The organism is Micromonospora sp. NPDC002389 (assembly GCF_040296095.1).
Classification (GTDB): domain Bacteria; phylum Actinomycetota; class Actinomycetes; order Mycobacteriales; family Micromonosporaceae; genus Micromonospora.
In genome coordinates this window covers 334,813-357,588 of sequence record NZ_JBEOWP010000004.1, presented here as the reverse complement: position 1 = coordinate 357,588, position 22,776 = coordinate 334,813, and the positions used below count along the sequence as shown (strand labels likewise).

Below are 22,776 nucleotides of genomic sequence, written 5' to 3'. Positions count from 1 at the left end.
CCGATGACCGTCGACTCCCGCACCCCTCCGACCGTCGCCGACGGGACACCGCCGTCCGCGCCGGAGCCGTCGAGGCCGAAGAAGCCGACCGGGACCACCATCGCCGGGATCGCGCTGCGGACGCCGTACTGGGTGTTCACCGGTTCGGTCGCACTGATCTTCCTGGCGCCGCTGGCCTGGACCGCGGTCGCCTCCATCTCCCCGCAACCGGGCACCAACCAGGTGGACGGCTGGGGCATCGGCAACTACCAGACGTTGGCCGCCTACCAGGCCGGCGTCTGGCGATACCTCGGCAACTCCGCATTCGTCTCGCTGCTCACCGTCGCGCTGACGCTGCTGATCTCGTTCCTCGGCGGGTACGCCTTCGCGCGGTTCCGCTTCCCCGGCAAGAACATCCTGTTCCTGCTCACCCTGGCCATCCTGATGGTCCCGTACGCGACGCTGCTGATCCCGCTCTACGTCCTGCTCAACCAGGTGGGGTTGCAGAACTCCCTGGTCGGCGTCGCGCTCGTGCTGACCATGTTCCAGTTGCCGTTCTCCACCTTCCTGATGCGCATCTCGTTCGAGGCGGTGCCCCGCGAACTCGACGAGGCCGCGATGGTCGACGGCTGCTCGTCGTTCAGCGCGCTGTGGCGGGTGCTGCTGCCCGCCGTGAAACCCGGTCTGATCACCGTCGGTCTCTTCGGTTTCCTCGCCGCGTGGAACGACTTCATGGCCCCGCTGATCCTGATCAACGACACCGAGAAGATGACGCTGCCGCTGGCCGTGTCCAACCTGCGCGGCCAGGTCCAGGGTGTCGTCGACTACGGGGCGACCGAAGCGGGCGTCGTCGTGCTCGCCCTGCCGTGCATCGTCTTGTTCCTCCTGCTGCAACGACACTACGTGCGCGGCTTCATGTCCGGCGCGCTGAAAGGATGACCATGAGCGGCAACGCACATCCGGCCGCACCCGTCCTGCCGGTCCGGGGTCGCCTGCGCCCCCTCGACCTGCGGGAAGTCCGGATCGCGGGCGGATTCTGGGCCGAGCGCCAGTCGGTCAACGGCGGCGTGACCCTCGACCACATCGCGCACTGGCTCGAACGGGAGGGCTGGGTCCGCAACTTCGACCTGGCGGTGGACGGCGACCTTTCCGGCGAGCGGCGCGGACGCGAGTTCTCCGACTCGGAGATCTACAAGTTCCTGGAAGCGATGGCGTGGGAGATCGGCCGGACCGCCGACCCCGATCTCGAATCGCGGTTCCGCGCCCTGGTGCGGCGGGTCGGCGCGGCGCAGGAGCCGGATGGTTACCTGAACACCAAGTTCGGCCGTCCCGGACAGGAACCGCGCTGGTCGGACCTGGAATGGGGGCACGAGCTCTACTGCGTCGGCCACCTCGTCCAGGCCGCCGTGGCCCGGGCGCGGACCCGGCCGGGTGCCGACGACGGCCTGCTCCAGATCGCCTGCCGGGCCGCCGACCACGTGTGCGAGACGTTCGGCGTGGACGGCATCGACAGCGTCTGCGGCCATCCGGTGATCGAGACCGCCCTGGTGGAACTGGCCCGCACCACCGGCCAGGACCGCTACCTGACCCAGGCCGCGCTCTTCGTCGACCGGCGCGGACACGGCCGGCTCGCCGACATCGAGTTCGGTCGGGAGTACTTCCAGGACGAGACCCCGATCCGGCAGGCCACCGTGCTGCGCGGTCACGCGGTGCGGGCGAACTACCTGGCCGCCGGTGCCGTCGACGTCGCGGTCGAGCTGAAGGACGCCAGCCTGCTGGACGCGGTACGCGGCCAGTGGCACCACACGGTCACCCGGCGCACCTACGTCACCGGTGGGCAGGGCTCCCGGCACCAGGACGAGGCGTTCGGCGAGGACTGGATGCTCCCGCCGGACCGGGCGTACTCGGAGACCTGTGCGGGCATCGGCTCGGTGATGCTGGCCTGGCGGCTGCTGCTCGCCGACGGTGAGTCCCGCTACGCCGACCTCATCGAGCGGACCCTGTTCAACGTGGTGTCGACGTCGCCGTCGACCGACGGGCGCAGCTTCTTCTACACCAACACGCTGCACCGCCGGGAACTCGGCACGGTGCCCGACGCCGACCGGCCCAGCCTGCGTGCGGCGGCCTCGCTGCGCGCGCCGTGGTTCGAGGTCTCCTGCTGCCCGACCAACGTGGCCCGCACCGTGGCCAGCCTCGGCGCGTACGCCGCCACCTACGACGACGAGGGCCTGCAACTGCACCAGTACCTGCCCGGCACCCTCGCGCACCGCCTCCCCGACGGGCGGGAGCGGTGCCTGGTGATCACCACCGACTACCCGCACGACGGCGAGATCCGGGTACGCGTCGACAGCGACGACGACCGCCCGTGGTCGCTGTCGCTGCGGGTGCCGGACTGGGCCGTCGAGGGCGCCACCGTCACCGTCGCCGGAGCCACCCGGCCGGTCGCCCCTGGCATGGTCACCGAGCAGCGCACCTGGCGGCGCGGCGACGAGGTCGTCCTGGCCCTGCCGATGGCGCCCCGGTTCACCCATCCGGACAGCCGCATCGACGCGGTGCGGGGCTGTGTCGCGGTGGAGCGCGGTCCGCTGGTGTACGCGCTGGAGTCGGTGGACGTGCCGGAGGTGGCGACCGTCGACGAGCTGCGCATCGACACCAGCCAACCGCCCCGGCTGGTCGACGGCCGGGTGGTGGTGCGGTGCCGCCGGGTGCGCCCGCACGACCACGAATGGCCCTACCGGGCCGACGCCGCCGAGGCGTCGCCCGCGCCCGTCGAGGTGTTCGACGAGGTGACGCTGGTGCCGTACCACGCCTGGGCCAACCGTGGTCCCTCGACCATGCGGGTCTGGATCCCCGTCGACGGTGGCCTGCCGGAGCAGGGCCGGGGGCGGAGCTGATGTTAACGCTCACACCGATACTTCCGGCCCGCGCCGGCAGCACCACCAGGAGCCGCTCGAATCACCACCTAGGTGCGATGTGGGGGACCGCCTCACCCGCCCACCCGCGCCGATATCAAGGAGGAAGAAGATGATCCGCAGACGCGTGCGGAGGGTGCCCCTCTGGGGTGCCCTTGCCGCGCTCGTGGTGTCGGGGACGGTCGCCGTATCGTCCCCGGCCCACGCGGCCGGCCCCGTCCTGCCCGGTAACGAGGGCGACGTCGGGGTCCACACCAATGGTCAGAACCACGTCATGGACATCGGCGACCCGGTCTACAGCAACGTCGGCAACGTCGCCGACCAGCTCCGGCCGGGCGTACCGTTCACCGCCGGCAGCATGCACCAGTCCATCTTCGACTCCGACCTCGCCGCCGGCGGCACGGACTACTACCTCGACCGCATCCTCGGAGTGAGCGGCACCCTCGGGTCAGCGGTGCTGATGACCCGAGGACGCACCCTCTACATGCGCGGCGCCTCCAACAACAACTTCACCGTGATGGGCTTCGCCGGCAACACGTTCGTCGGTGGCCCCAACAACCTCGGCAACCTCTACACCGTCACGGTGCCCGGCCAGACCGTGTCCGAGGTGAACGCCAACCGGTTCAACGCGCCGAGCCACGCCAAGAGCCGGTACACCATCGGCTCCACCGGGGTCAGCGCCGACCTGACGAAGTTCATCACCTACGACAACGTGGCGGTCACCGCCATCGAGTTCACCAACCCCGGCGGCTCGGCGGCCACCTTCACCGTCCGGGCCGCGTCTCCGCTGGCCACCCAGGCTGCGGGCAACGGCGCGCTCACCGGCACCCGCACCATCACCAGCGGTTCGAACAACGGGCTCGTCGACACCCCGTGGGACGCCGTCCGGGTGGACCTCACCGGCTCCGGCTTCACGCGTACCGGCAGCAACCTGGACCGGGAGATCACCGTCCCGGCCGGCGGCTCGCTGTCGCTGTCGGTGGTCGGCGCGGTCTCCTCGGCCACGCTGCCCGAGACGGTGGAGAGCTACCAGGAGTACGCCGAGCTGTCGCCGAGCACGGCCGTACGGACCGGCATCACCGCCTTCCACCGCCGCTGGGCCCAGGACGTGCCGTACATCAACGTCCCGGACGCGGCGATGGAGAAGGCCATCGTGTACCGCTGGTGGGGCGAGCGCTACAACTCGCTCGACGCCAACGCCTCCGGCCACGTCTACCAGTACCCCACGACGATCGAGGGGGTGAACCTCTACCAGAACTCGGTCGCGCTGACCCAGCCGATGCACCTGCAGGACACCAAGTGGCTGCGTACGCCCTACCTGGGCTACGGCCAGATCCTCAACATCGGTGAGCTCTCCGGCTCCTCGGCCTTCCTGGACAGCCCGGGGCACACGAGCTGGAACAACCACTACTCGCAGTACCTCGGCACGGCCGGGCTCGAGGCGTACAACGTGCACGGCGGCGGCAAGCAGGTCGCCCGCAAGTTCGCCCAGTACTTCGAGGGTGACGGCGTCGGTCAGTTGGAGCACTACGACGGCAACGACGACAAGCTGATCGCGTACGACACCAACTACATGCCGGGCAACGACGCCGACGCGATCACGTTCGGCTTCCCGAAGGTGAACGCCGGAGCACCGGGCGCGCGGACGATCGAGCGGCCGGAGTCGGCGTACGTGTGGGGCGCGTTCGACGCGGCCCGCCAGCTCTACCAGATCTCCGACGCCGACCAGGCCAAGATCGACGCCATGGGGACCAGCGCCGACGAGATCCGGGACGCGATCCTGAACCGGCTCTGGAGCCCGGACATGCGGATGTTCCTGGCCGGCACGTCGCACGGCGCGAGCAGCGCGGCGACCGCGAACGGGCGGGCCAACCCGCTGCCCGCCTCGGCCCGGAACCTGATCCCGGCCAAGGAGACGAACCTCTACGACATCTACGCCGAGAACCTGATCCCGACCGACCAGTGGGAGAAGTACGTCGACGGGTTCCGGTTCCTGACCTACGGCGACAACTTCCCGATCTTCCCGTTCTACACCGCCAACCAGTACGACCGGTCGGTGTACGGGATCGGCGGCTCGAACAACTTCTCGAACATCAACTTCACCGTGCAGTACCGCGGTGTGCGGTCGGCGCTGCGCCACTACGACCCGGAGCAGAAGTACATCACTCCGGAGTACGCCAAGCGGCTGCTGGACTGGATGGCGTGGAGCATCTATCCGAACGCGGACATGCGGGTCGCGAACCAGGCGGAGTACTACTCCAACTGGAACCCGACGACGCGCTCCTACAACCGCAACAACCAGAACCACATCATGCTCGGCAACATGAACTACATCTTCATCGAGGACATGGGCGGCATCCAGCCGCGTTCCGATGACAAGATCGAGTTGTGGCCGATCCAGTTCGGCTACGAGCACTTCATGGTCAACAACCTGCGGTACCACGGTCAGGACGTCACCATCGTCTGGGACCCGGACGGCAGCAAGTACGGACTGGGCGCCGGCTACAGCCTGTTCCTCAACGGCGAGAAGAAGGTCACCACCGACAAGCTCGGCAAGTTCACCTACGACCCGAACACCAACCAGGTGCAGGCCGAGGAGGGCGTGACCGTCACCTTCACCGCCACCACCGGGGCCGACTTCCCGAGCGCGGTGGACACCCCGATCTCCGACGACCGCGTCGTCAGCTACCTCAAGACGGCCGGCATCGACCTGACCGAGGAGGCGCCAAACCTGGCGCAGGGCGCCCAGCTCAGCTCCTCGTACACCCAGCAGGGTGTGCGGCCCACGCCGTGGCGGCAGTTCCACACGCCCGGCTGGAGCACCACCTCGATGAACTACACGCCCGGCGCCATCTCGGAGACCGAGCGTCCGGTGTCGCTGGCGGCCGTCACCGACGGGATCACCGCCAACGAGCCGTACTGGGGCAACTACGGCACCACCGAGCGCAACGGCTACATCGAGCTGGACCTGGGCTCGGCCAAGAGCCTCGACAACGTCAAGGTCTTCTTCGTCAGCGACCGGCAGGCCGGTGGCTACCGCGAGCCAGCGCGCTGGTGGGTGCAGGTGCCCGACGGCAACGGCGGCTGGAAGGAGGTGCCGGACCAGTTCAAGAACCCGGTCGTACCGTCGGCCAAGTTCAACGAGGCGTTGTTCGACACCGTCACCACCGACAAGCTCCGGGTGACCTTCACCAACAACCCGACCCACTTCACCGCGATCAGCGAGATCCAGGTGTTCGAGTCCGGGCGGGACGTGCCGGACGTGACCAACCAGGCGCCGCAGGTCACCGCCAACCGGGACGGCTCGGCGGACGGCAACCTGTCCACCCGGCTCGTCGCCACGGCCGCCGACGACGGCATCCCGTACGACAGCGAGCTGACCTTCGGCTGGGAGACCGTCTCCGCGCCGCAGGGCGCCGGCGTCATCTTCGCCGACGCGCGGGCGCTGACCACCCGGGTCACCGGCACCGTCGCCGGTGACTACGTGTTCCGGTTCTGGGCCGACGACGGCGAGAAGCGGTCGACCGCGAACGTCTCGGTCACGTTGGCCGAGCGCGAGGTCACCGCGGAGTTCGGCGCCTCGGCCACGATCAGCACCAGTGGCACGGCGTCGTGGGAGAACCACTCGCGGGTCAACGAGCCCACCACGCCGAACAACTCCAACCCGGGTGCCGGCAGCGGCTGGGGCAACTGGGGCCAGCCGCAGAACGGCACCAGCACCGCCCGGGAGGCGTGGATCCAGTACCGGTGGGCCGCGCCGGTGCGACTCTCCTCGACCGACATCTACTGGTACGACGACAACGGCGGCACCCGTCGCCCCAACGCCGGCACGTACGCCATCGAGACCTCGACGAACGGCACCACCTGGACGCCGGTGACGCTGGCCGAGGGCTCCACGTACGCCGGTGGGCTGGCGACCAACCGGTTCAACAGCTTCGAGTTCGAGCCGGTCACCACCAGCTATCTGCGCATCCGCATCTGGGGCGTGCAGGGCAGCGGCGCCGGGACCGGTGTGCTGCGCTGGCGGGCCAACGGCGAGACGGTCGACTCGGTGCGCTCGCCGGTGCTCATCCGCACCGGTGTCGGTGACGTGCCGACGCTGCCGAGCACGCTGGACGCCGTCTACGCCAGCGGCGAGCGCGGCCAGGTCGCGTTCAACTGGCAGGAGATCACGCCCGAGCAGGTCGCCGAGCCGAACGTCGACCCGTTCGTGGTCTACGGCACGAACGACGCGTACGGGCTGATCGCCGAGGCGCGGATCTACGTACGGCCGGAGATGTCCACCGGCGGTATCTCGATCCAGGGCGCCGAGACCTTCGAACAGTCCGTCGAGGTGGGCGAGCTGCCGTTCCTGCCGGACAAGGTGGAGGTCTCCTACAACGACGGGTCGCGGGACAACCAGGCCATCGGTGTCGACTGGGACTTCGACGAGCGCATCGTCAACACCCCCGGCCGCTACACCATCATCGGTGACCTGATCCTGCCCCCGTACGTCAGCCAGGCCGGGGCCACCCGGACCACGCTGACCCTCACCGTGGGCGACCCGCCCCAGACTCCGGTCTGGGACGTCGAGGTGCAGGCCAGCACGCGCTGCACCGGTAGCAACGTCTACGTCTCCGTCAACGCCCGCAACGCCGAGGACGTGCCGCTGCGCATCGAGCTGGTCACGCCGTACGGCTCGCGGACGGTCGCCGAGGTGGCACCCGGGAAGTCCGCCTTCCAGGCGTTCAACTCCCGCGCCAAGTCGGTGCAGGCCGGGACCGCGACGGTGAAGGCCACCGGAACCGTCGACGGCGAGCCGGTGACCGTGGAGTTCGAGGCGCCGTTCGGCGCGCTCACCTGCGGCTGACCCCCTCGTGGTGGCGGCGCCCGCTCTGGGCGCCGCCACCACCCCCGCGCACGAGTGAGGAGATCGACACCGTGAACACCACCGTGGGGCGCGGCGCCGCCCCACCCTCCACCCGGCCGTCACGCCGATGGCGCAGGGCGATCGCCGTGGCCGCGTCCGTCGGGCTCGTCGCCGGTGGCCTGGCCGGCGTCGCCGGTCCGGCACACGCCGCCGAACCCCAGTCGTACACCTTCACCAACACGGTCAACCCGATCCTCGGCGACGGCAGCTACTACTCCGCCGACCCGGCCCCGATGGTCGTCCGCGCCGGTGCCCCCGGCAACGACACCGACGCCGACCAGCTCTACATCTACACCGGCCACGACCAGGCCGGACCGTCCACCAACGACTTCATCATGAACGAGTGGGGCGCCTTCCGGACCAGCGACGTCGAGGCGGGGGAGTGGACCCACTACCCGTCGCTGATGCGCCCGGAGGCCGTCTTCGACTGGGCCACCCCCGGCCGCGCGTACGCCGGCCAGGTGATCCAGGGCGTCGACGGACGCTACTACTGGTACGTCCCGATCCACGAACGCAACAGCACCGCCTCGGACCGGTTCGCGATCGGGGTGGCTGTGTCGGAGAGCCCGACCGGCCCGTGGACCGACCACGCGGGTGGCCCGATCATCTCCCAGCGGGTGCCCACACCGAACACCATCCACAACATCGACCCGACGATCCTGGTCGACGGCGAGGCCCCGAACCAGCGCGTCTACATTTGGTGGGGCTCCTTCAGCCAACTGCGGATGCTCGAACTCCAGCAGGACATGAAGACCCCGATCGGCGCCCCGCGCACCGTCACCGGCCTCACCGGGTTCTTCGAGGGCGCCTGGGCCTTCAAGCGCAACGGCACCTACTACATGGCGTACGCCGGCAACAACGCCGGCCCGACCTCGCAGTGCACCCCGGCGAACTACCACGCCTGCCTCGCCTACGGCACGGCCGCGTCGCCGGAGGGACCGTGGACCTACCGGGGGACCTTCCTGCGTCCGGTCTCCTCGACCACCAGCCATCCGGGCGTCCTGGAGTTCAACGGCACGTGGTACCTGGCGTACCACACCGCCGACGCCGTGGGCGGCGGTCACTTCCGGCGCTCGGTGGCGATCGACCCGGTCGAGTGGGACGACTCGCTGACCCCGCCCCGGATGAAGCTCGTCACGCCCACCCCGGCCAAGGGACGTGACCTCACCCCCCGGCCGAACATCGCCCAGGAGGCCCGGGTCACCGTCTCCAACGAGCCGGTACCCGTGCAGTACTGGGTGAAGGCGCTCAACGACGAGATCGTCCGGTCCAACCCGCTGCCGCCGGACATGTGGGGCACCTGGACCGGCAACAACCCGCCGCAGCAGTGGGTGCAGTACACCTGGGACCAGCCGATGCGGATCTCCGGTTCGCAGATCGACTTCTGGAACGACCAGCCCCAGGGCACCGGCGTCGGTGTCGCCGCGCCGGCCCGCTGGCGCATGCAGTACTGGAACCTGGACACCGGGCAGTGGGCCGACGTGCCCAACCCGAGCGGATTCCCGACCGCGACGCAGGGCTTCCAGAACACCACCTTCGACCCGGTGACCACCACGCAGGTGCGCGCGGTGTTCGACGCGTCGACCAACGGCAGCACGTACTCCGGGGTGGCGGTCGAGGAGTGGAAGGTCCTCGCCGCGCAGCCGGAGTCGGTCACCGCCCCGGCGATGACCGTGGAGGTCGGCGAGACCGACCTGCCGGACACGCTGCCGGTGTCGTTCGGCGCGCAGACGCTGCGGGTGCCGGTCTACTGGGACGAGGTGCGGCCTGCGGACGTCGCCGAGCCCCGGACGTTCACCGTCGGCGGGACCGTGCTCGGCTACGCCGCCGACCGGGTCTCCGCGCAGGTCACCGTCATCTCGCCGGACGACACCGAGGGAGACGTGACGCCGCCGACGGTGACGCTCACGCCCAGCGGCAGCGCCGGCAGCGACGGCTGGTTCCGGTCCACGGTGCGGGTGCGGGCCGCCGGTGTCGACGACCGGGGTGGCCGGATGACCATCTCCGCGCGGGTCGGCTCGGGCACGCCGGTCGAGGCCACCGACGTACGGTCGGTCGACGTCACCGTCACCGGGGACGGCCGGCACACCGTCACCGCGACCGCCACCGACCGGGCCGGCAACGTCTCCGACCCGGCCTCCCTGGAGGTACGCGTCGACGCCACGGCCCCGGTCAGCACCGCCACGGTGAACAGCACCACGCGGGCGGTCACGCTCGCCGCGACCGACGCCACCTCCGGCGTCGCCCGGATCGAGTACACCCTCGGCACCGGCGCCTGGACCACGTACGACGGTGTGATCCCGGCACCCGACGCGAACCGGCGTACGGTGTCGTACCGGGCGATCGACGTGGCCGGCAACCTGGAGACCGCCAAGACGGTCGTCATCCCGGCCGACCTGTCGGGGCCGCTCACCGGCAACATCGGGCCGATCGGTACCCCGACCGCCTCGTTCACGGCGGGCTGGAACAGCGTCACCGCGCTCAACGACGGTGCCGACCCGACCAACCCGAGCCAGGCGCAGATCTGGGGGACCTGGTCGGGCACCCGCCCGGCCACCCAGTGGATCCAGTACGACTGGAGCCGCCCGGTGCGGATCACCGGCACCGAGCTGAAGTTCTGGCGGGACTCCAACCAGGGCACCGGAGACGGTGTCGCCCAGCCCGACGGGTGGGTGGTGCAGTACTGGGACGCCACGACCTCGGCCTGGCGTGACGTGACCGGCGCCTCGCCGTACGGCACCAGCACGACCGCGTTCAACACCGTCTCCTTCGACCCGGTGACCACGTCGAGGGTGCGGGCCACCATCCGGGCCAACGGCAACGGCACCACCTACTCGGCGGTCGCCGTCACCGAGTGGCGGGTGTTCGCCGACGACCCGGGCGTCCGGCCCGAGGTGCCGGTGACGGTCACCGTGCAGACGCGGTGTGTGGCCGGGAAGGCGTACGTGGCGGTGCAGGCGCGTAACGATCACGACGGTCCGGTGGACGTGGTGTTGGAGAGCGCGTACGGGCAGCGGTCGGTGTCGGCCGTGGCGTCGGGTGCGAGCGCGTTCCAGCAGTTCACCACCCGTGCCGCGTCGGTCCCGTCCGGCACCGCCACCGTGCGGGTCACCGGCTCGGTCGACGGTACGGACGTGACGACCGTCGTCACCCAGGACCACCCCGGCGCCAACTGTGCCGCAGACCCTCGTCAAGCCCAGTAACCACGAGAGACAACGGAGAATCGCATGAACACATGGAATCGGAAGCGGTTGCTGGCGGCGGGTGCCGCCGGGGCCCTGTTGGTCGGGTCGGTGGCGATGGCCGCGCCGGTGTCGGCCGACCCGGGTGACAGCGGTGACGTCACGGTCACGGTGGAGATCGAGGAGCTGGTCGAGCCGGGTGTGCTGGCGATGTCGGTCGCGGGTGATTCGGTGGCGTTGACCGAGGAGGGGTCGACGTTGTTGGTGCGTCAGTTCGTCGGTGGGTTGCCGACGGTGACGGTCACCGACACCCGGACCGCCGACGAGGTGCCGGAGGGTGCGGCGTGGGCGGTGTTGGGTAGTGCGACGGACTTCACCGGTGGGGCGGGTCAGGAGCCGATCGGTGCCGGGCACCTGGGCTGGAAGCCTCGGCTGATCGACGGTGGGGACACCGGTCTGGTCAGTGAGGGTGAAGAGGTCGTGACGGTGTTGGACGAGCCGACGCAGCCGGGCAACAACGTGGGTCTGGTCGACCAGGAGCTGCTGGTCTCCACGTTCGACTCCGGTGCGGTCGCGGGTGGCGCGTACTCGGTCGACGCGGACCTGTTCCTGCGCACTCCGGCTGACGTGGCCGCGGGTGAGTACACCTCGACGCTGACCCTGTCCCTGTTCGAGTGATCCACGCAGGTGGGGGCCGCGCGCTTCGGCGGCCCCCACCCGTACCCCTGCGGTTCGAAGGGCTGGTCATGAGCGTGCCGAAGGTCCCGTGGCGGCGGATGGTGGCGCGGACGTCCGCCGTGCTGGCGACGCTGGCCGTGCTGGCGGCGACCGGCCTGGCCGGAGCGGTCCCCGCGCAGGCGGAGCCGACCGCGCCCACCGTCACCTGGGCGGTCCAGCCGGCGAATCCGCTCGGTCCCGACGGCCGCCGCTGGGTGGAGCGCACGCTCGACCCCGGCGAGGTGGTCACCGAGCACCTGGCGGTGCGCAACTTCAGCGACGCACCGGTGGTCTTCTCGCTACAGGCCGCCGACGGTTACCTCACCGACAAGGGGCGGTTCAACATGCTGCCGTCGCACCAGTCCTCGGTGGACGGTGGCACCTGGATCACGGTGCGCGACACGGTCAGCGTCGGGGCGAAGTCGACGCGGGTGGTGCCGTTCACCATCGAGGCACCGGCCGACGCCAGCCCCGGCGACCACCCCGCCGGCATCGCGGCGACCGTCACCAGCACCGGCGGCACGGTGGCGGTGGAGAGCCGGGTCGGGTTCCGGGTGATGCTGCGGGCCAGCGGCACCGCTGTCGCCGCGATCCGCGTCGACGACCTCACCGCCACCCACCACCGGTCGTGGAACCCCTTCTCGCCGGGCAGCCTGCGGATCCGGTACACGGCCGTCAACGACGGGAACGTGGCCGTCACCGGTGCCGGTCGGGCCACCGTCGGCGACCTGTTCGGGCTGCTCGACACCGAGGGACCGGCCGAGGTGGAGGAACTGCTGCCCGGCGGCGACCGCCCGGCCGAGGCGTACGTGCGCGGGGTGTGGGGCTGGGGACGGCTGACCGCCACCGTCACGCTGACCCCGGACATCCTGGTCGGCGACCCGACCGACGCCGAGATCCGGCCGACCACCGCCACCGTCACGGTCTGGTCGATGCCCTGGCCACAGGTGGCCCTGCTACTCGTGATCGTGGCGCTCGTACTCGCCTGGCGTGCCGTGGTGCGCGGGCGCCGCCGCCGACTCGCGCGGCTTCTCGCGCGGGCCCGCGACGAAGGCCGCCAGGAGGCCCGGACCTCGGCGTGACCCGTTCCCCGTCCTGTCGGTCGCCCGGCGTGCGGGGCGGCCTGACGTGCGGGTCGGTCTGGCGCGCGGCGCGGTCCGGCGTGCGGGTCGGTCCGGCGTGCGGCGCGGTCCGGCGTGCGGGACGCGGGGGCGTCATACAAGTAGCGGTAGGCCGTCGTGATGCAGGCGGAACGCGTCCAGGTCGGTGGCGTCGACCGCCAGCCGCAGACCGGGCAGGTGTCGTGCCACGCGGTCGAACAGGATCCGGCTCTCCAGCCGCGCCAGGTGCGCGCCGAGGCAGAAGTGGATGCCGTACCCGAAGGCGATGTGCCGACGGACGTCGCTGCGGGCGATGTCGAACTCGTGCGGCCGGTCGAAGACCGCCGGGTCCCGGTTGGCCCCCCAGATGGACAGCCCCACGCGGTCGAAGGCGGGGATCCGCCCACCGCCCAGCTCGACGTCCGCGAAGGCGAACCGGGGCGGCACGATCTCCACCGGCCCCCGGAACCGTAGCGTCTCCTCCACCACCGCCTCGGCCAGCGTGGGATCGTCGCGCAGCGCCTCCCACTGCACCGGGTGGGTGAGCAGCAGGCGGAGTCCGTTGACGATCAGGTCGACGGTGGTCTCCTGCCCGGCGATGAGCAGCAACTGCACCAGCGCCACCAACTCGTCGCGGTCCAGCCGGTCCGCGCGGTCCTCCACCGCCACCAGCTCGGAGATCAGGTCGTCGGCGGGTTCGGCACGGCGTCGCGCCGCCAGGTCGTCGAGGTACGCCGCGAACTCCAGGGTCGCCGACGGGCCGTCGTACCCGGCCGACACGATCGCCGCCGACCAGGCCCGGAACTGCGCCCGATCCGGTTCCGGTACGCCCACCAACTCGGCGATGACGTTGACGGGTACCGGATCGGCGAGATCGGCCACCGCGTCCACGTGGCCCTGCCGACGTGCCCGGTCGACCAGCCGGTCGGCGAGGTCACCGATCCACGGCTCCAACCGGGCCACCGCCCGTGCCGTGAATCCGCCGCTGACCAGCCCGCGCAGACGGGTGTGGTCGGGTGGGTCGAGGCTGATGAGCTGCCGGGACTCGATCCTCGCCACCTCGGTCATCTCGTACGGGGCGGGAGTCGGGCCGTCCGGGCGGTGCCGGTGCACCTCGTGCCCGATCATCGGGTGCCGCAGTCCGTGCAGCACGTCGGCGTGACCGGCGACCACCCACAGCCGGTTGCCGGCGGGGTCGACCTGGAGCACCGGGCCGCCGCTGTCCCGTACCCGGTCGTAGAACTCGTGCGGGTTCCGGCGCACGACCGGGTCCCACAACTCCGACAGGCCGAACGCGACCGCCACCTCGCCCCCTCGACAGATGTAAGGAAGGGTCCCCTGCTAACGCCTCGTGTATAGCAGGGGACCCCTCCTTACATCTCGTGCGGTCGGCGAACGTTTCGGGGGAGTTTTCGGGAAGGGGGCACCGACGGACCTTCCTCAGCCGAGTCGGTGGGACACTTCGGTGTAGTGTTCCGCGCAGGTACGAGCGACATCGCGGGCCGGGCAACGACGCCGAAACAAGCCGAAAACCTTTACCGGGTTACTTCCGCCGGGAGTGCCTGCACGGGCTCCCGAGGCAGCCTGTCGCCGCGCACCGCATCCGTGCCGGTCGCTGGGAGGGAGCACCGCATGACGACCGAGCCCGAGGTCCCCGCCAACCGCACGCCCACGCTCACCGACGTCGCCAAGCTGGCCGGCGTCTCGGTCGCCACCGCCTCCAAGGCCATCAACGGACGTGGCGAGGTGCGGGCGACCACCCGGGTACGCGTGCTGGAGGCCGCGGAGTTGCTCTCCTTCGCGCCGAACGCCCTGGCCCGAGGGCTGCTCAGCGGCCGGACCGGGACCGTCGGCCTGCTCACCAGCGACCTGGAGGGGCGGTTCTCGATCCCGATCCTGATGGGCGCCGAGGACGCCTTCGGGGCGGGCCAGGTGTCGGTGTTCCTGTGTGACGCACGCGGTGACGCGATCCGGGAGAAGCACCACGTCCGCGCGCTGCTGTCGCGCCGGGTGGACGGGCTGATCGTGGTCGGCTCGCGGACCGACCCCCGCCCGCCGCTGGCCGGCAACATCCCGGTGCCGGTGGTCTACGTGTACGCCCCCTCCTCGGACCCGGCCGACATCTCCATCACGGTCGACAACGTCGGGGGCGGACGTCTCGCCATCGAGCACCTGCTGGCCTGTGGTCGGCGCAACATCGCCCACATCACCGGCGAGCCGGGTTTCCAGGCGGCCCGCGACCGTGCCGAGGGCGCGGCGGCGGCCCTCGCGGCGGCGGGACTGGGCATGGTCGGCGACCGGCCCTACTACGGGTCGTGGGACGAGTCCTGGGGGCGGGCCGCCGCGCACATGATCGTCGAGCAGCGGCCCGAGGTGGACGCGATCTTCTGCGGCAGCGACCAGATCGCCCGGGGCGTCCTGGACGCGCTGCGTGATCTCGGCCGGGACGTGCCGGGGGCGATCTCGGTGATCGGCTTCGACAACTGGGAGGCCATCTCCGCCGACTCCCGCCCCCGACTGACCAGTGTGGACATGAATCTCCAGCACCTCGGCGCGGTGGCCGGGCAGCGCCTCTTCGCGGCCATCGACGGTGCGGTGACCCACTCGGAGGAGTTCGCCAGCCGCCTGGTGATGCGCGAGTCGACGCTGCCCGTGCGCTGAGCCTGTTGCCCGTGCGCCGGGCCCGGCTGCCCTACCGGGTGGTGAGCCCGAGGCTGATCGTCTTGGTCAGCGTGGCGTTGTCGTCGTCGCCGTCCGGTCAAGGCTCGGTCCGGTTCCCGTCGTTGCGCTCGCGCAGGTCCCGTTCGGCGGCGGCGACCACGACCGGATCGGCGCATCCGGCTGCGTAACCGGCGATCCGGCGGCGGATGTCCCGGTCGAGCAGCCAGGTGCCGATCCGGTCGGCGACCGGTCGCAGCAGCGCCGGACGGCAACGGAAGTGATACCGCCAGGTGGCGACGGTGTGGCCGGGCTCGTCCGCCGGCACGAACCGCCAGCCCCCGGCGAACATCTCGAAGAACCACGGGCCGCGCACCATCTTCATGCCGACGTTGGTCGGCGGCGCGTAGGAGACGTACTCGCTGACCATCGAGAGGCCGTGTCGGGACCGGGTGAACGTGCGGACGCCCTTGTCCGGCCGGGTGGCGCCGTCCACGAAGTGCTGGCTGCGGACGAACGGGTCCCACCGCCGCCGGACCGGCATGGTGGTCTGCGAGATCGCGAACGCGACATTCGGGGGTACGGGGACGACGGCCACCGCCTCAACCACGGGCATCGCCCCATTCTCCCCGGGCGCGGCCCGTCCGGCCCGGGTGGATCGGCTGGTCGTCCGTTGTATCGAAGTTCTTCGAATGAAACACTCTGCTCAGTCGCGGCCGGGGCCGGCGTGCGAACCATCGACAGGGCGTGCGGGGATGCCACCCGCGCAGGGCAGCCCGTATCCCAGGCGCCGGCCGCCGCGCTGCGCCCGGTGCCCCCACCACCACCCCGGAGGAGACACCGCATGTCGAGGAAGTACGCCCTGGCGACGGTCGCCGTTGCGACACTGGCCCTGGTCAGCGTGGCCGGCGTGGCGAGCAGCGCGGGTGCCGCCACGTCCCCGCCCGTCCCGCTCACCACCTCACCGCCGCCGACGCCGACGGTGACGCCGTGCCCGCCCGCGCTGCCGTTGGCCGGCATGGTGGTCGGCACCACCACCACGACCGTCACCATCCGTTACTCGCTGACGTTCCGCCCGCCGTGCGGGTACGACCTGCCCATCACGGTGCACCTCTTCGCCACCCGGGAGGACGCCGAGATGTGGCACAACCCGGTGGCCTCGGCGGACACCGGGCTGGAGAGCTACGGCTCGGTGGTGGTCGAGGGGCTCACCCCGGACACCGAGTACTGGTTCCGGTTCAGCGATGCGAAGGGCCGGCGGGACCCGTACGTCCTCGGCGGGCCGGCGCGTACGCAGGCGGTGGCGGCGCCGGTCTGTGCCGCGACGGCGACGATCGGCAGCGGCTGGGGGAGTGGCTTCGTCGCCACGGTCACCGTGCGCAACACCGGGACCGAGACGCTCGACGGCTGGCAGGTCGCCTGGACCTGGCCCGGTGACCAGCGGATCCAGTCGCTGTGGAACGGAACGCCGACCGAGGCGGGCAGCGCGGTGACCGTCCGCGACGCCGGCTGGAACGCTCGGCTCGCCCCGGGTGGGACGACGACGTTTGGCCTGCTCGCGTCGACCACCTCGGTGCCGGAGGGCTTCACGCTCGCCTGTGGTCGCTGAGCCGGGCGGCGTACCCCGGCCGCATGGAGGATTGTGAGTGCGTTACCGGGTGGTAACGATGTCGTGTCATGGACTCTGCCCTGACCCTGATCGGACTGCCCATCGCCCTCGGCATCATCATGCTCGGTCTGGGTCTCGGCCTGACCGTCGCGGACTTCCGGCGGGTGGCCCAGCACCCCAAGGCCGCCGTCATCGCGCTGGCCTGCCAGGTGCTTCTGCTGCCGGCGCTCTGCTTCGGCCTGGTGCTCGCCTTCGACCTGCCACCGGAACTGGCCGTCGGGATGATGCTGCTCGCAGCGTCACCCGGCGGCACCACGGCCAACCTCTACAGCCACCTGTTCGGTGGGCACGTGGCGCTGAACATCACCCTGACCGCGATCAACTCGGTGCTGGCGGTGCTCACCCTGCCGATCGTGGTCAACCTGTCGGCCGGCTACTTCCTGAGCGACGCGACGAGCATCGGCCTGCAGTTCGACAAGGTGGTGCAGGTGTTCGCCATCGTGCTCGTCCCGGTCGCGATCGGCATGCTGATCCGGGCCCGGGTGCCGGGCGTCGCCGACCGGCTCGACCGGCCGGTCCGGATCATGTCCGTGGTGGTGCTGGTCGCGGTGATCCTCGGCGCGGTGCTCGGCGAGCGGGAGAACATCGCCGACTACTTCGTCGCGGTCGGTCTGGCGGTGCTGGCGTTCAACCTGCTCAGCCTCGCGATCGGGTACGGGGTGCCCCGGCTGGCCGGGATCGACCCGACCGCCGCCAAGGCGGCGGGTTTCGAAATCGGCATCCACAACAGCACCCTGGCCATCACGATCGCGCTCAGCCCGGCGCTGCTGAACAACACGCAGATGGCGATCCCGGCCGCCGTCTACGGCATTGTCATGTTCTTTACCGCAGCGGCCTTCGGCTACCTGGTCAACCGCGTCGACGCGCGCCCGCGCAGCACCCGCGACGGTGCCACCACGACCTGAGAAAAGGGTGTTGAGCACCCAGTACCCGACGATCACCGGTCGAGGCGCCGGCACCGTCCACGCGCGTTGCCGCATCGACAGTCGGGTCTGCCGTCGCGTTCCCTGGCTGTGCAACGATCGTTGAGCGTCATGCCGACCGCCCGGTCCCGCCGGCCTGCCTGTGCCTCGGTCACCGGCCGGGCCCGGCGGAACGGCGCCACACCCTCGTACCCCTTGGAGAGCACGATGTCCTTCTCTCCGGCTCAGGTCTTCGCCGCGCTGAACGCGGTGCGACCGCCCGACCAGCCGTCCCCGGTGCTCGGCACGGCCGTGGTGATCGGCGGCAGCGTCGCCGGCCTGCTGGCCGCCCGGGTGCTGTCCGACCACGCGGCGAGCGTCGTCGTGATCGACCGCGACGACCTGCACGTGCCGGGCGGACGGCCGGGTGTGCCACAGGGGACACAGTTGCACGCGCTGCTGCCCGGCGGTTTCCTGCAACTGGAGCGTCTCTTCCCCGGGTTCCGTGAGCAGGCCCTGGCCCAGGGGGCGGTCGAGGCGCCACCGGCCGCCCGGCGTAACTATCTCGACGGCCGCCTCAAGGTGGTGGTGCCCGACGACGCGGACAGCCTGGCCGGGAGTCGGCCGCTGCTGGAGGGGCTGATCCGCCAGCAGGTCCTGCGGCTGCCCAACGTCAAGACGGTGACCGCCCGCGCCACCGGCCTGGTGCTCGACGGCTCGTCGGTGGCCGGGGTCCGGTGCGACGTCAACGCCGCGCCCGGCGTGGAGAACGCCGATCTGGTGGTCGACGCCATGGGTCGGTCCAGCCGCCTCTCCGACTGGCTGGCGGAGGCCGGCTGGGAGCGGCCCGCGCTGCGGCGCATGCCGGTGCACCTCAACTACGCCACGGCCCTGTTCCGTCGCCGCGAGGCGCACCCGGAGCACACCGTGGTGATGGCCCTCAACAGCGTCGCGTCCTCGTCGGACGTCGCCGGGGCGGCGTACTTCGCCATCGAGGACGGTCGGTGGATGGCGATGATGGCCGGCTACGGCGACAACCGTCCCGGCCGCACCGCCGAGGACTTCGTACGTCGGCTGCGCGAGCAGTTCCCGCCCGAGTTCACCGAGGTCGCCGACAGCGAGATGCTCGGCGAGGTGCAGACGTACCGCCACGCCGACAGCCGACGGCGGGACTACCACGCGCTGCGGCGGCTCCCGGGCGGTCTGGTCAGCGTCGGTGACGCGGTCGCCTCGTTCAACCCGGTCTACGGCCAGGGGATCACGGCCGCGGCGCTGCACGCGGCCTGTCTGTCGGCGTACCTGCGCTCCGGGCCGGACCTCCGCTTCCCGGCCCGCCGCTTCTTCGAGCTGCAACGGGTCGTCGTCGACGCCGCCTGGTCGATGTCGACCTCCGCCGACCTGGCGTTGCCGCACGTCGACGGTCCCTACCCGCGCGGATACCGGCTCTCCAGCTGGGTGGGCGGCCAGATCGTCCGGGCGACCATGACCGACGTGACCACGGCCCGCCGTTTCAACGACGTCGTCTCGATGCGCGAGCACCCCCGTGCGCTGGCCCGGCCCGGCATGGTGCTGGGCGCGCTGTGGGCGAACTGGCGGGCGCGCTGACCTAAGGCACACTTTCGCCCCTCCTGTCCTATTCGGCCATTCCAGCGCCACAGTTGCACTTATTGCAATGTCAGCATATGTTGCTGGTGGTGAGCGGAAGGAGTGCCGGATGGGTGCCGGGCACGATCACGGGCAGCAGGTCCTGCGCGCGGGGGAGAAGCACCGGGGGCGGCTCTGGGTGGCTTTCGCCCTGCTGGCCGTCTTCATGGTGGTGGAGGCGATCGGCGCCTGGGTGACCGGTTCGCTGGCGCTGCTGTCGGACGCCGGGCACATGTTCACCGACGTGCTCGGCATCGGCATGGCGCTGGCCGCGATCACGGCGGCGAGCCGGGCCTCCCGGGACGGGCAGCGCACCTTCGGGCTCTATCGGATGGAGGTCCTGGCGGCGCTGGCCAACGCGGTGCTGCTCTTCGGGGTGGCGCTCTTCGTGCTGGTCGAGGCGGTACGCCGGCTCGGCGAACCGCCGGAGGTGATGGCCGGGCCGATGCTGGCGGTGGCGGTGGCCGGGCTGCTCGCCAACATCGTGGCGTTCCTGCTGCTGCGCTCCGGCGCCAAGGAGAGCCTCAACGTGCGGGGCGCCTACCTGGAGGTGTTCGGCGACCTGCTCGCCTCGATCGGGGTGATCGTCGCGGCCGGGGTGATCGCGTTGACCGGCTGGTGGTACGCCGACCCGATCGTCGCCGTGGCGGTCGGCTTGTTCATCCTGCCCCGCACCTACCGGCTGGGGCGGGCCGCGCTGCGGATCCTCGTTCAGGCCGCGCCGCCGCACCTGGAGGTCGCCGAGGTCCGCGACGCGCTGCGCGACGTCGAGGGCGTGGCCGACGTGCACGACCTGCACGTCTGGACGCTGACCTCGGGCATGGAGGTGGCCTCGGCGCACCTGACCCTGGCCAGCGGGGCGGACCTGGCCCGGGTGCTGGCCGCCGCCCGCCGGCTCCTGCACGACCGCTTCGAGATCGAGCACGCCACGTTGCAGGTGGAGCCCGATGACGCCGAGGGCGTCTGCCACGGCGCCCACTGGTGAGGGCCGGGAACCCGAAGCCCCGCCGCGCCGACTACCTGGGAAACCACCCGCACCGGGAGCCGTCGTTGAACCGCCCGCACCAGCTCGTCCCGCCCCTGATCCTGCGCCGTCCGGTGCTGGTGCCCGCCGCCATGGTCCTGGTCGCCGCCGGTGTCGCGGCCGTGCTGCTGTGGTGGGGCGGCGGCAGCGTACCGCCGACTCCGCCGGGGCTGCCCGACCCGGACCCGACTGCGGCCTGGCTGCTGCCGGCCGCCCGGCTCGGCATGCAGATCAGCGCGGTGGCCACCGTGGGGCTGCTGGTGGCGGTCACCGTGCTGTCGCCGCGCGACGACGGCGGTCGGCTCTCCGCACTGGGCTACCGCCGGCTGCGGGCCGCCGCCTGGACCGCCGCCGCCTGGGCGGTGTCCGCCGGTGTCGCGGTCTGCTACACGCTCGTCGACCTGTTCGGGCTGCCCGCCGCGCAGGTGCTGTCGGTCCGCGCGGTGCTGAACTTCGTCCGTACCGTGCCGCTGGGCCAGTCCCTCGCGCTCAGCGGAGCCCTGGCGCTGGTCGCGGCCGTCGTCGCGGCCCGCAGCCTGCGTCCGTCCGGGGCGGTGGTGGCGCTGCTCGCCGCCCTGGCCGCGGTGGTGCCGCCGGTCTTCACCGGGCACGCCGCGTCGGCCAGCAACCACCAGTTGGCCGTCTCGGGCCTGCTGCTGCACGTGCTGCCGGTCACCGTCTGGGCCGGTGGCCTGCTCGCCCTGGCGGTCACCGCCCGGGGCGGCGCCGCCGACCTCGCGGTCGCGGTGCGCCGGTTCTCCCCGCTGGCGCTGGTCTGCCTGGTCGCGGTCGGTGTGTCCGGTCTGCTGTCGGCGAGCGTACGACTCATCGGCCCGGCCGACCTGACCGGCACCGGGTACGGGCGGCTGGTGCTGGTCAAGACCGCCCTGCTGGCCGTGATCGCCGTGCTCGGGCAGTGGCACCGGCGGTACACGATGCCGGCCCTGGTCGCCGGTCGGCGACGCCCGTTCGTGCGGGTCGCGGTCGTGGAGACGCTGCTGTTCGGGGCGGCCGTCGGTGCCGCGGTGGCCCTGTCGCGTACCCCGGTGCCGGCCGTCGGTGCCGACGAGGACGTGGCGACCGCCCTGCTCGGCTTCCCGATGCCGCCGCCGTTGAGCGTGACCACGGTGGCCCGGCTCTGGCTGCCGGAACCGCTGGTCATCGCCGCCACCCTGGGCGCGGCCGGGCTCTACCTCGCCGGGGTGTGGCGGCTACGGCGGCGCGGCGACGCCTGGCCCGCCGCCCGTACCGCGTTCTGGCTGCTCGGCTGCGTGGTGATCGTCGTCGCCACCTCCAGCGGCCTGGCCCGGTACGGCCCGGTGCTGTTCGCCGTGCACATGGTGCAGCACCTGCTGCTGATGATGGTCGCGCCGATCCTGCTGGTCCTGGCCGGGCCGGTCACCCTCGGGCTGCGGGCGCTGAGACCGGCCACCGACCCGCGTTGGCCGGGCCCCCGGGAGTGGCTCCAGGCGGGCCTGCACTCCCGGGCCTCCCGCGTGCTGACCCACCCGGTGGTGGCGCTCGTCGTCTACGTGGCCAGCCTCTACGTGCTGTACTTCACCGACCTGTACGAGCTGGCGGTGCGCTCGCACGCCGCCCACCTGGCGATGGTCGGGCACTTCCTCGCCGTCGGATACCTCTTCTTCTGGGCGGTCATCGGGGTCGACCCGGCACCACGCCGCGTGCCGTACCCGCTGAAGATGGTCCTGGTGCTGATCAGCATGGTGCTGCACGCCTTCCTCGGCGTCGCGCTCATGCAGTCCTCGACGGTGCTGGCCGCCGACTGGTGGATCGTGCTGGACCGGCCGTGGGGTCCGACACCGCTGGCCGACCAGCAGGCCGCCGGAGGTATCGCCTGGTCCTTCGGCGAGCTGCCCACGGTGATCGTGATGGGTGCGCTGATGTACCAGTGGATCCAGGCCGACCGGCGCGAGGCCCGTCGCCGCGATCGGGCCGCCGACCGCGCCGAGGCCGAGGGACGCGAGGACCCGGAGCTCGCCGCCTACAACCGGATGCTCGCCGAGCTGGCCGAACGCGACCGCCGGGTACGTCGATGAGTTTCCGTCCAGCCTGCTCTCAG

14 protein-coding genes are annotated in these 22,776 nt (G+C 71.4%); 12 read left to right on the top strand and 2 right to left on the bottom strand.

Going from position 1 to position 22,776, the window contains the following annotated elements:
- Nucleotides 1-3: 3 nt before the first annotated feature.
- The 6 genes from ABT008_RS10460 to ABT008_RS10435 all read left to right on the top strand — a co-directional run bounded on the left by ABT008_RS10460 (nt 4) and on the right by ABT008_RS10435 (nt 12,781).
- Nucleotides 4-918 carry a carbohydrate ABC transporter permease gene (locus ABT008_RS10460; RefSeq protein WP_350695389.1) on the top strand — a complete coding sequence of 305 codons (915 nt, stop codon included), beginning with the start codon at nt 4-6 and terminating at the stop codon, nt 916-918.
- A gap of 2 nt (nt 919-920) precedes the next feature.
- The gene (locus tag ABT008_RS10455) at nt 921-2,873 is read left to right on the top strand and encodes a glycoside hydrolase family 127 protein (protein WP_350695387.1); all 1,953 of its coding nucleotides are present in this window, start codon (nt 921-923) and stop codon (nt 2,871-2,873) included.
- A gap of 130 nt (nt 2,874-3,003) precedes the next feature.
- Nucleotides 3,004-7,740 (top strand): Ig-like domain-containing protein, encoded by a 4,737-nt coding sequence (locus ABT008_RS10450; RefSeq protein WP_350695385.1) that lies wholly within the window; start codon nt 3,004-3,006, stop codon nt 7,738-7,740.
- A 71-nt stretch (nt 7,741-7,811) separates the two neighbouring features.
- Nucleotides 7,812-11,003, top strand: a complete 3,192-nt coding sequence (locus tag ABT008_RS10445) for a family 43 glycosylhydrolase (RefSeq protein WP_350695384.1) — start codon at nt 7,812-7,814, stop codon at nt 11,001-11,003.
- A 24-nt stretch (nt 11,004-11,027) separates the two neighbouring features.
- A complete protein-coding gene (locus tag ABT008_RS10440; protein WP_350695383.1) occupies nt 11,028-11,660 on the top strand; it encodes a hypothetical protein in 633 nt (210 codons plus the stop codon).
- 68 nt (nt 11,661-11,728) lie between these two features.
- Nucleotides 11,729-12,781: a hypothetical protein gene (locus tag ABT008_RS10435; protein WP_350695382.1), complete on the top strand. Its 1,053-nt coding sequence runs from the start codon at nt 11,729-11,731 to the stop codon at nt 12,779-12,781.
- A gap of 132 nt (nt 12,782-12,913) precedes the next feature.
- On the opposite strand, the gene ABT008_RS10430 is transcribed toward ABT008_RS10435, so the two are convergent.
- Nucleotides 12,914-14,104, bottom strand: coding sequence for a cytochrome P450 family protein (locus ABT008_RS10430; RefSeq protein WP_350695380.1), 1,191 nt, complete (start codon nt 14,102-14,104; stop codon nt 12,914-12,916).
- A 327-nt stretch (nt 14,105-14,431) separates the two neighbouring features.
- Between ABT008_RS10430 and ABT008_RS10425 the strand changes: the two genes are divergently transcribed.
- Nucleotides 14,432-15,460 (top strand): LacI family DNA-binding transcriptional regulator, encoded by a 1,029-nt coding sequence (locus ABT008_RS10425; protein WP_350695379.1) that lies wholly within the window; start codon nt 14,432-14,434, stop codon nt 15,458-15,460.
- Nucleotides 15,461-15,557: 97 nt separating this feature from the next.
- Here ABT008_RS10425 and ABT008_RS10420 read toward each other — a convergent pair whose 3' ends face one another.
- The gene (locus ABT008_RS10420) at nt 15,558-16,073 is read right to left on the bottom strand and encodes an SRPBCC family protein (protein WP_350695377.1); all 516 of its coding nucleotides are present in this window, start codon (nt 16,071-16,073) and stop codon (nt 15,558-15,560) included.
- A 228-nt stretch (nt 16,074-16,301) separates the two neighbouring features.
- Between ABT008_RS10420 and ABT008_RS10415 the strand changes: the two genes are divergently transcribed.
- The 5 genes from ABT008_RS10415 to ABT008_RS10395 all read left to right on the top strand — a co-directional run bounded on the left by ABT008_RS10415 (nt 16,302) and on the right by ABT008_RS10395 (nt 22,753).
- Entirely contained in the window at nt 16,302-17,066 is a 765-nt protein-coding gene (locus tag ABT008_RS10415; RefSeq protein WP_350695376.1) for a cellulose binding domain-containing protein, read from the top strand.
- Between the two features lie 68 nt (nt 17,067-17,134).
- Entirely contained in the window at nt 17,135-18,031 is an 897-nt protein-coding gene (locus tag ABT008_RS10410; RefSeq protein ID WP_350695374.1) for a bile acid:sodium symporter family protein, read from the top strand.
- Between the two features lie 225 nt (nt 18,032-18,256).
- Nucleotides 18,257-19,633 carry an FAD-dependent oxidoreductase gene (locus ABT008_RS10405; protein ID WP_350695373.1) on the top strand — a complete coding sequence of 459 codons (1,377 nt, stop codon included), beginning with the start codon at nt 18,257-18,259 and terminating at the stop codon, nt 19,631-19,633.
- A gap of 109 nt (nt 19,634-19,742) precedes the next feature.
- On the top strand, nt 19,743-20,657 hold the full coding sequence (locus tag ABT008_RS10400) for a cation diffusion facilitator family transporter (protein WP_350695372.1): 915 nt from the start codon (nt 19,743-19,745) through the stop codon (nt 20,655-20,657).
- A gap of 131 nt (nt 20,658-20,788) precedes the next feature.
- Complete coding sequence (locus ABT008_RS10395) at nt 20,789-22,753, top strand: bifunctional copper resistance protein CopD/cytochrome c oxidase assembly protein (protein WP_350695613.1); 1,965 nt, start codon at nt 20,789-20,791, stop codon at nt 22,751-22,753.
- Nucleotides 22,754-22,776 lie beyond the last annotated feature (23 nt).

What these genes read in the sequence shown, in the direction of transcription:
- ABT008_RS10460 (WP_350695389.1), top strand. Translation starts at nt 4, where the DNA reads ATGACCGTCGACTCCCGCACCCCTCCGACCGTCGCCGACGGGACACCG.
- ABT008_RS10455 (WP_350695387.1), top strand. Translation starts at nt 921, where the DNA reads ATGAGCGGCAACGCACATCCGGCCGCACCCGTCCTGCCGGTCCGGGGT.
- ABT008_RS10450 (WP_350695385.1), top strand. Translation starts at nt 3,004, where the DNA reads ATGATCCGCAGACGCGTGCGGAGGGTGCCCCTCTGGGGTGCCCTTGCC.
- ABT008_RS10440 (WP_350695383.1), top strand. Translation starts at nt 11,028, where the DNA reads ATGAACACATGGAATCGGAAGCGGTTGCTGGCGGCGGGTGCCGCCGGG.
- ABT008_RS10435 (WP_350695382.1), top strand. Translation starts at nt 11,729, where the DNA reads ATGAGCGTGCCGAAGGTCCCGTGGCGGCGGATGGTGGCGCGGACGTCC.
- ABT008_RS10425 (WP_350695379.1), top strand. Translation starts at nt 14,432, where the DNA reads ATGACGACCGAGCCCGAGGTCCCCGCCAACCGCACGCCCACGCTCACC.
- ABT008_RS10420 (WP_350695377.1), bottom strand. Translation starts at nt 16,073, where the DNA reads ATGCCCGTGGTTGAGGCGGTGGCCGTCGTCCCCGTACCCCCGAATGTC.
- ABT008_RS10415 (WP_350695376.1), top strand. Translation starts at nt 16,302, where the DNA reads ATGTCGAGGAAGTACGCCCTGGCGACGGTCGCCGTTGCGACACTGGCC.
- ABT008_RS10410 (WP_350695374.1), top strand. Translation starts at nt 17,135, where the DNA reads ATGGACTCTGCCCTGACCCTGATCGGACTGCCCATCGCCCTCGGCATC.
- ABT008_RS10405 (WP_350695373.1), top strand. Translation starts at nt 18,257, where the DNA reads ATGTCCTTCTCTCCGGCTCAGGTCTTCGCCGCGCTGAACGCGGTGCGA.
- ABT008_RS10400 (WP_350695372.1), top strand. Translation starts at nt 19,743, where the DNA reads ATGGGTGCCGGGCACGATCACGGGCAGCAGGTCCTGCGCGCGGGGGAG.
- ABT008_RS10395 (WP_350695613.1), top strand. Translation starts at nt 20,789, where the DNA reads ATGGTCCTGGTCGCCGCCGGTGTCGCGGCCGTGCTGCTGTGGTGGGGC.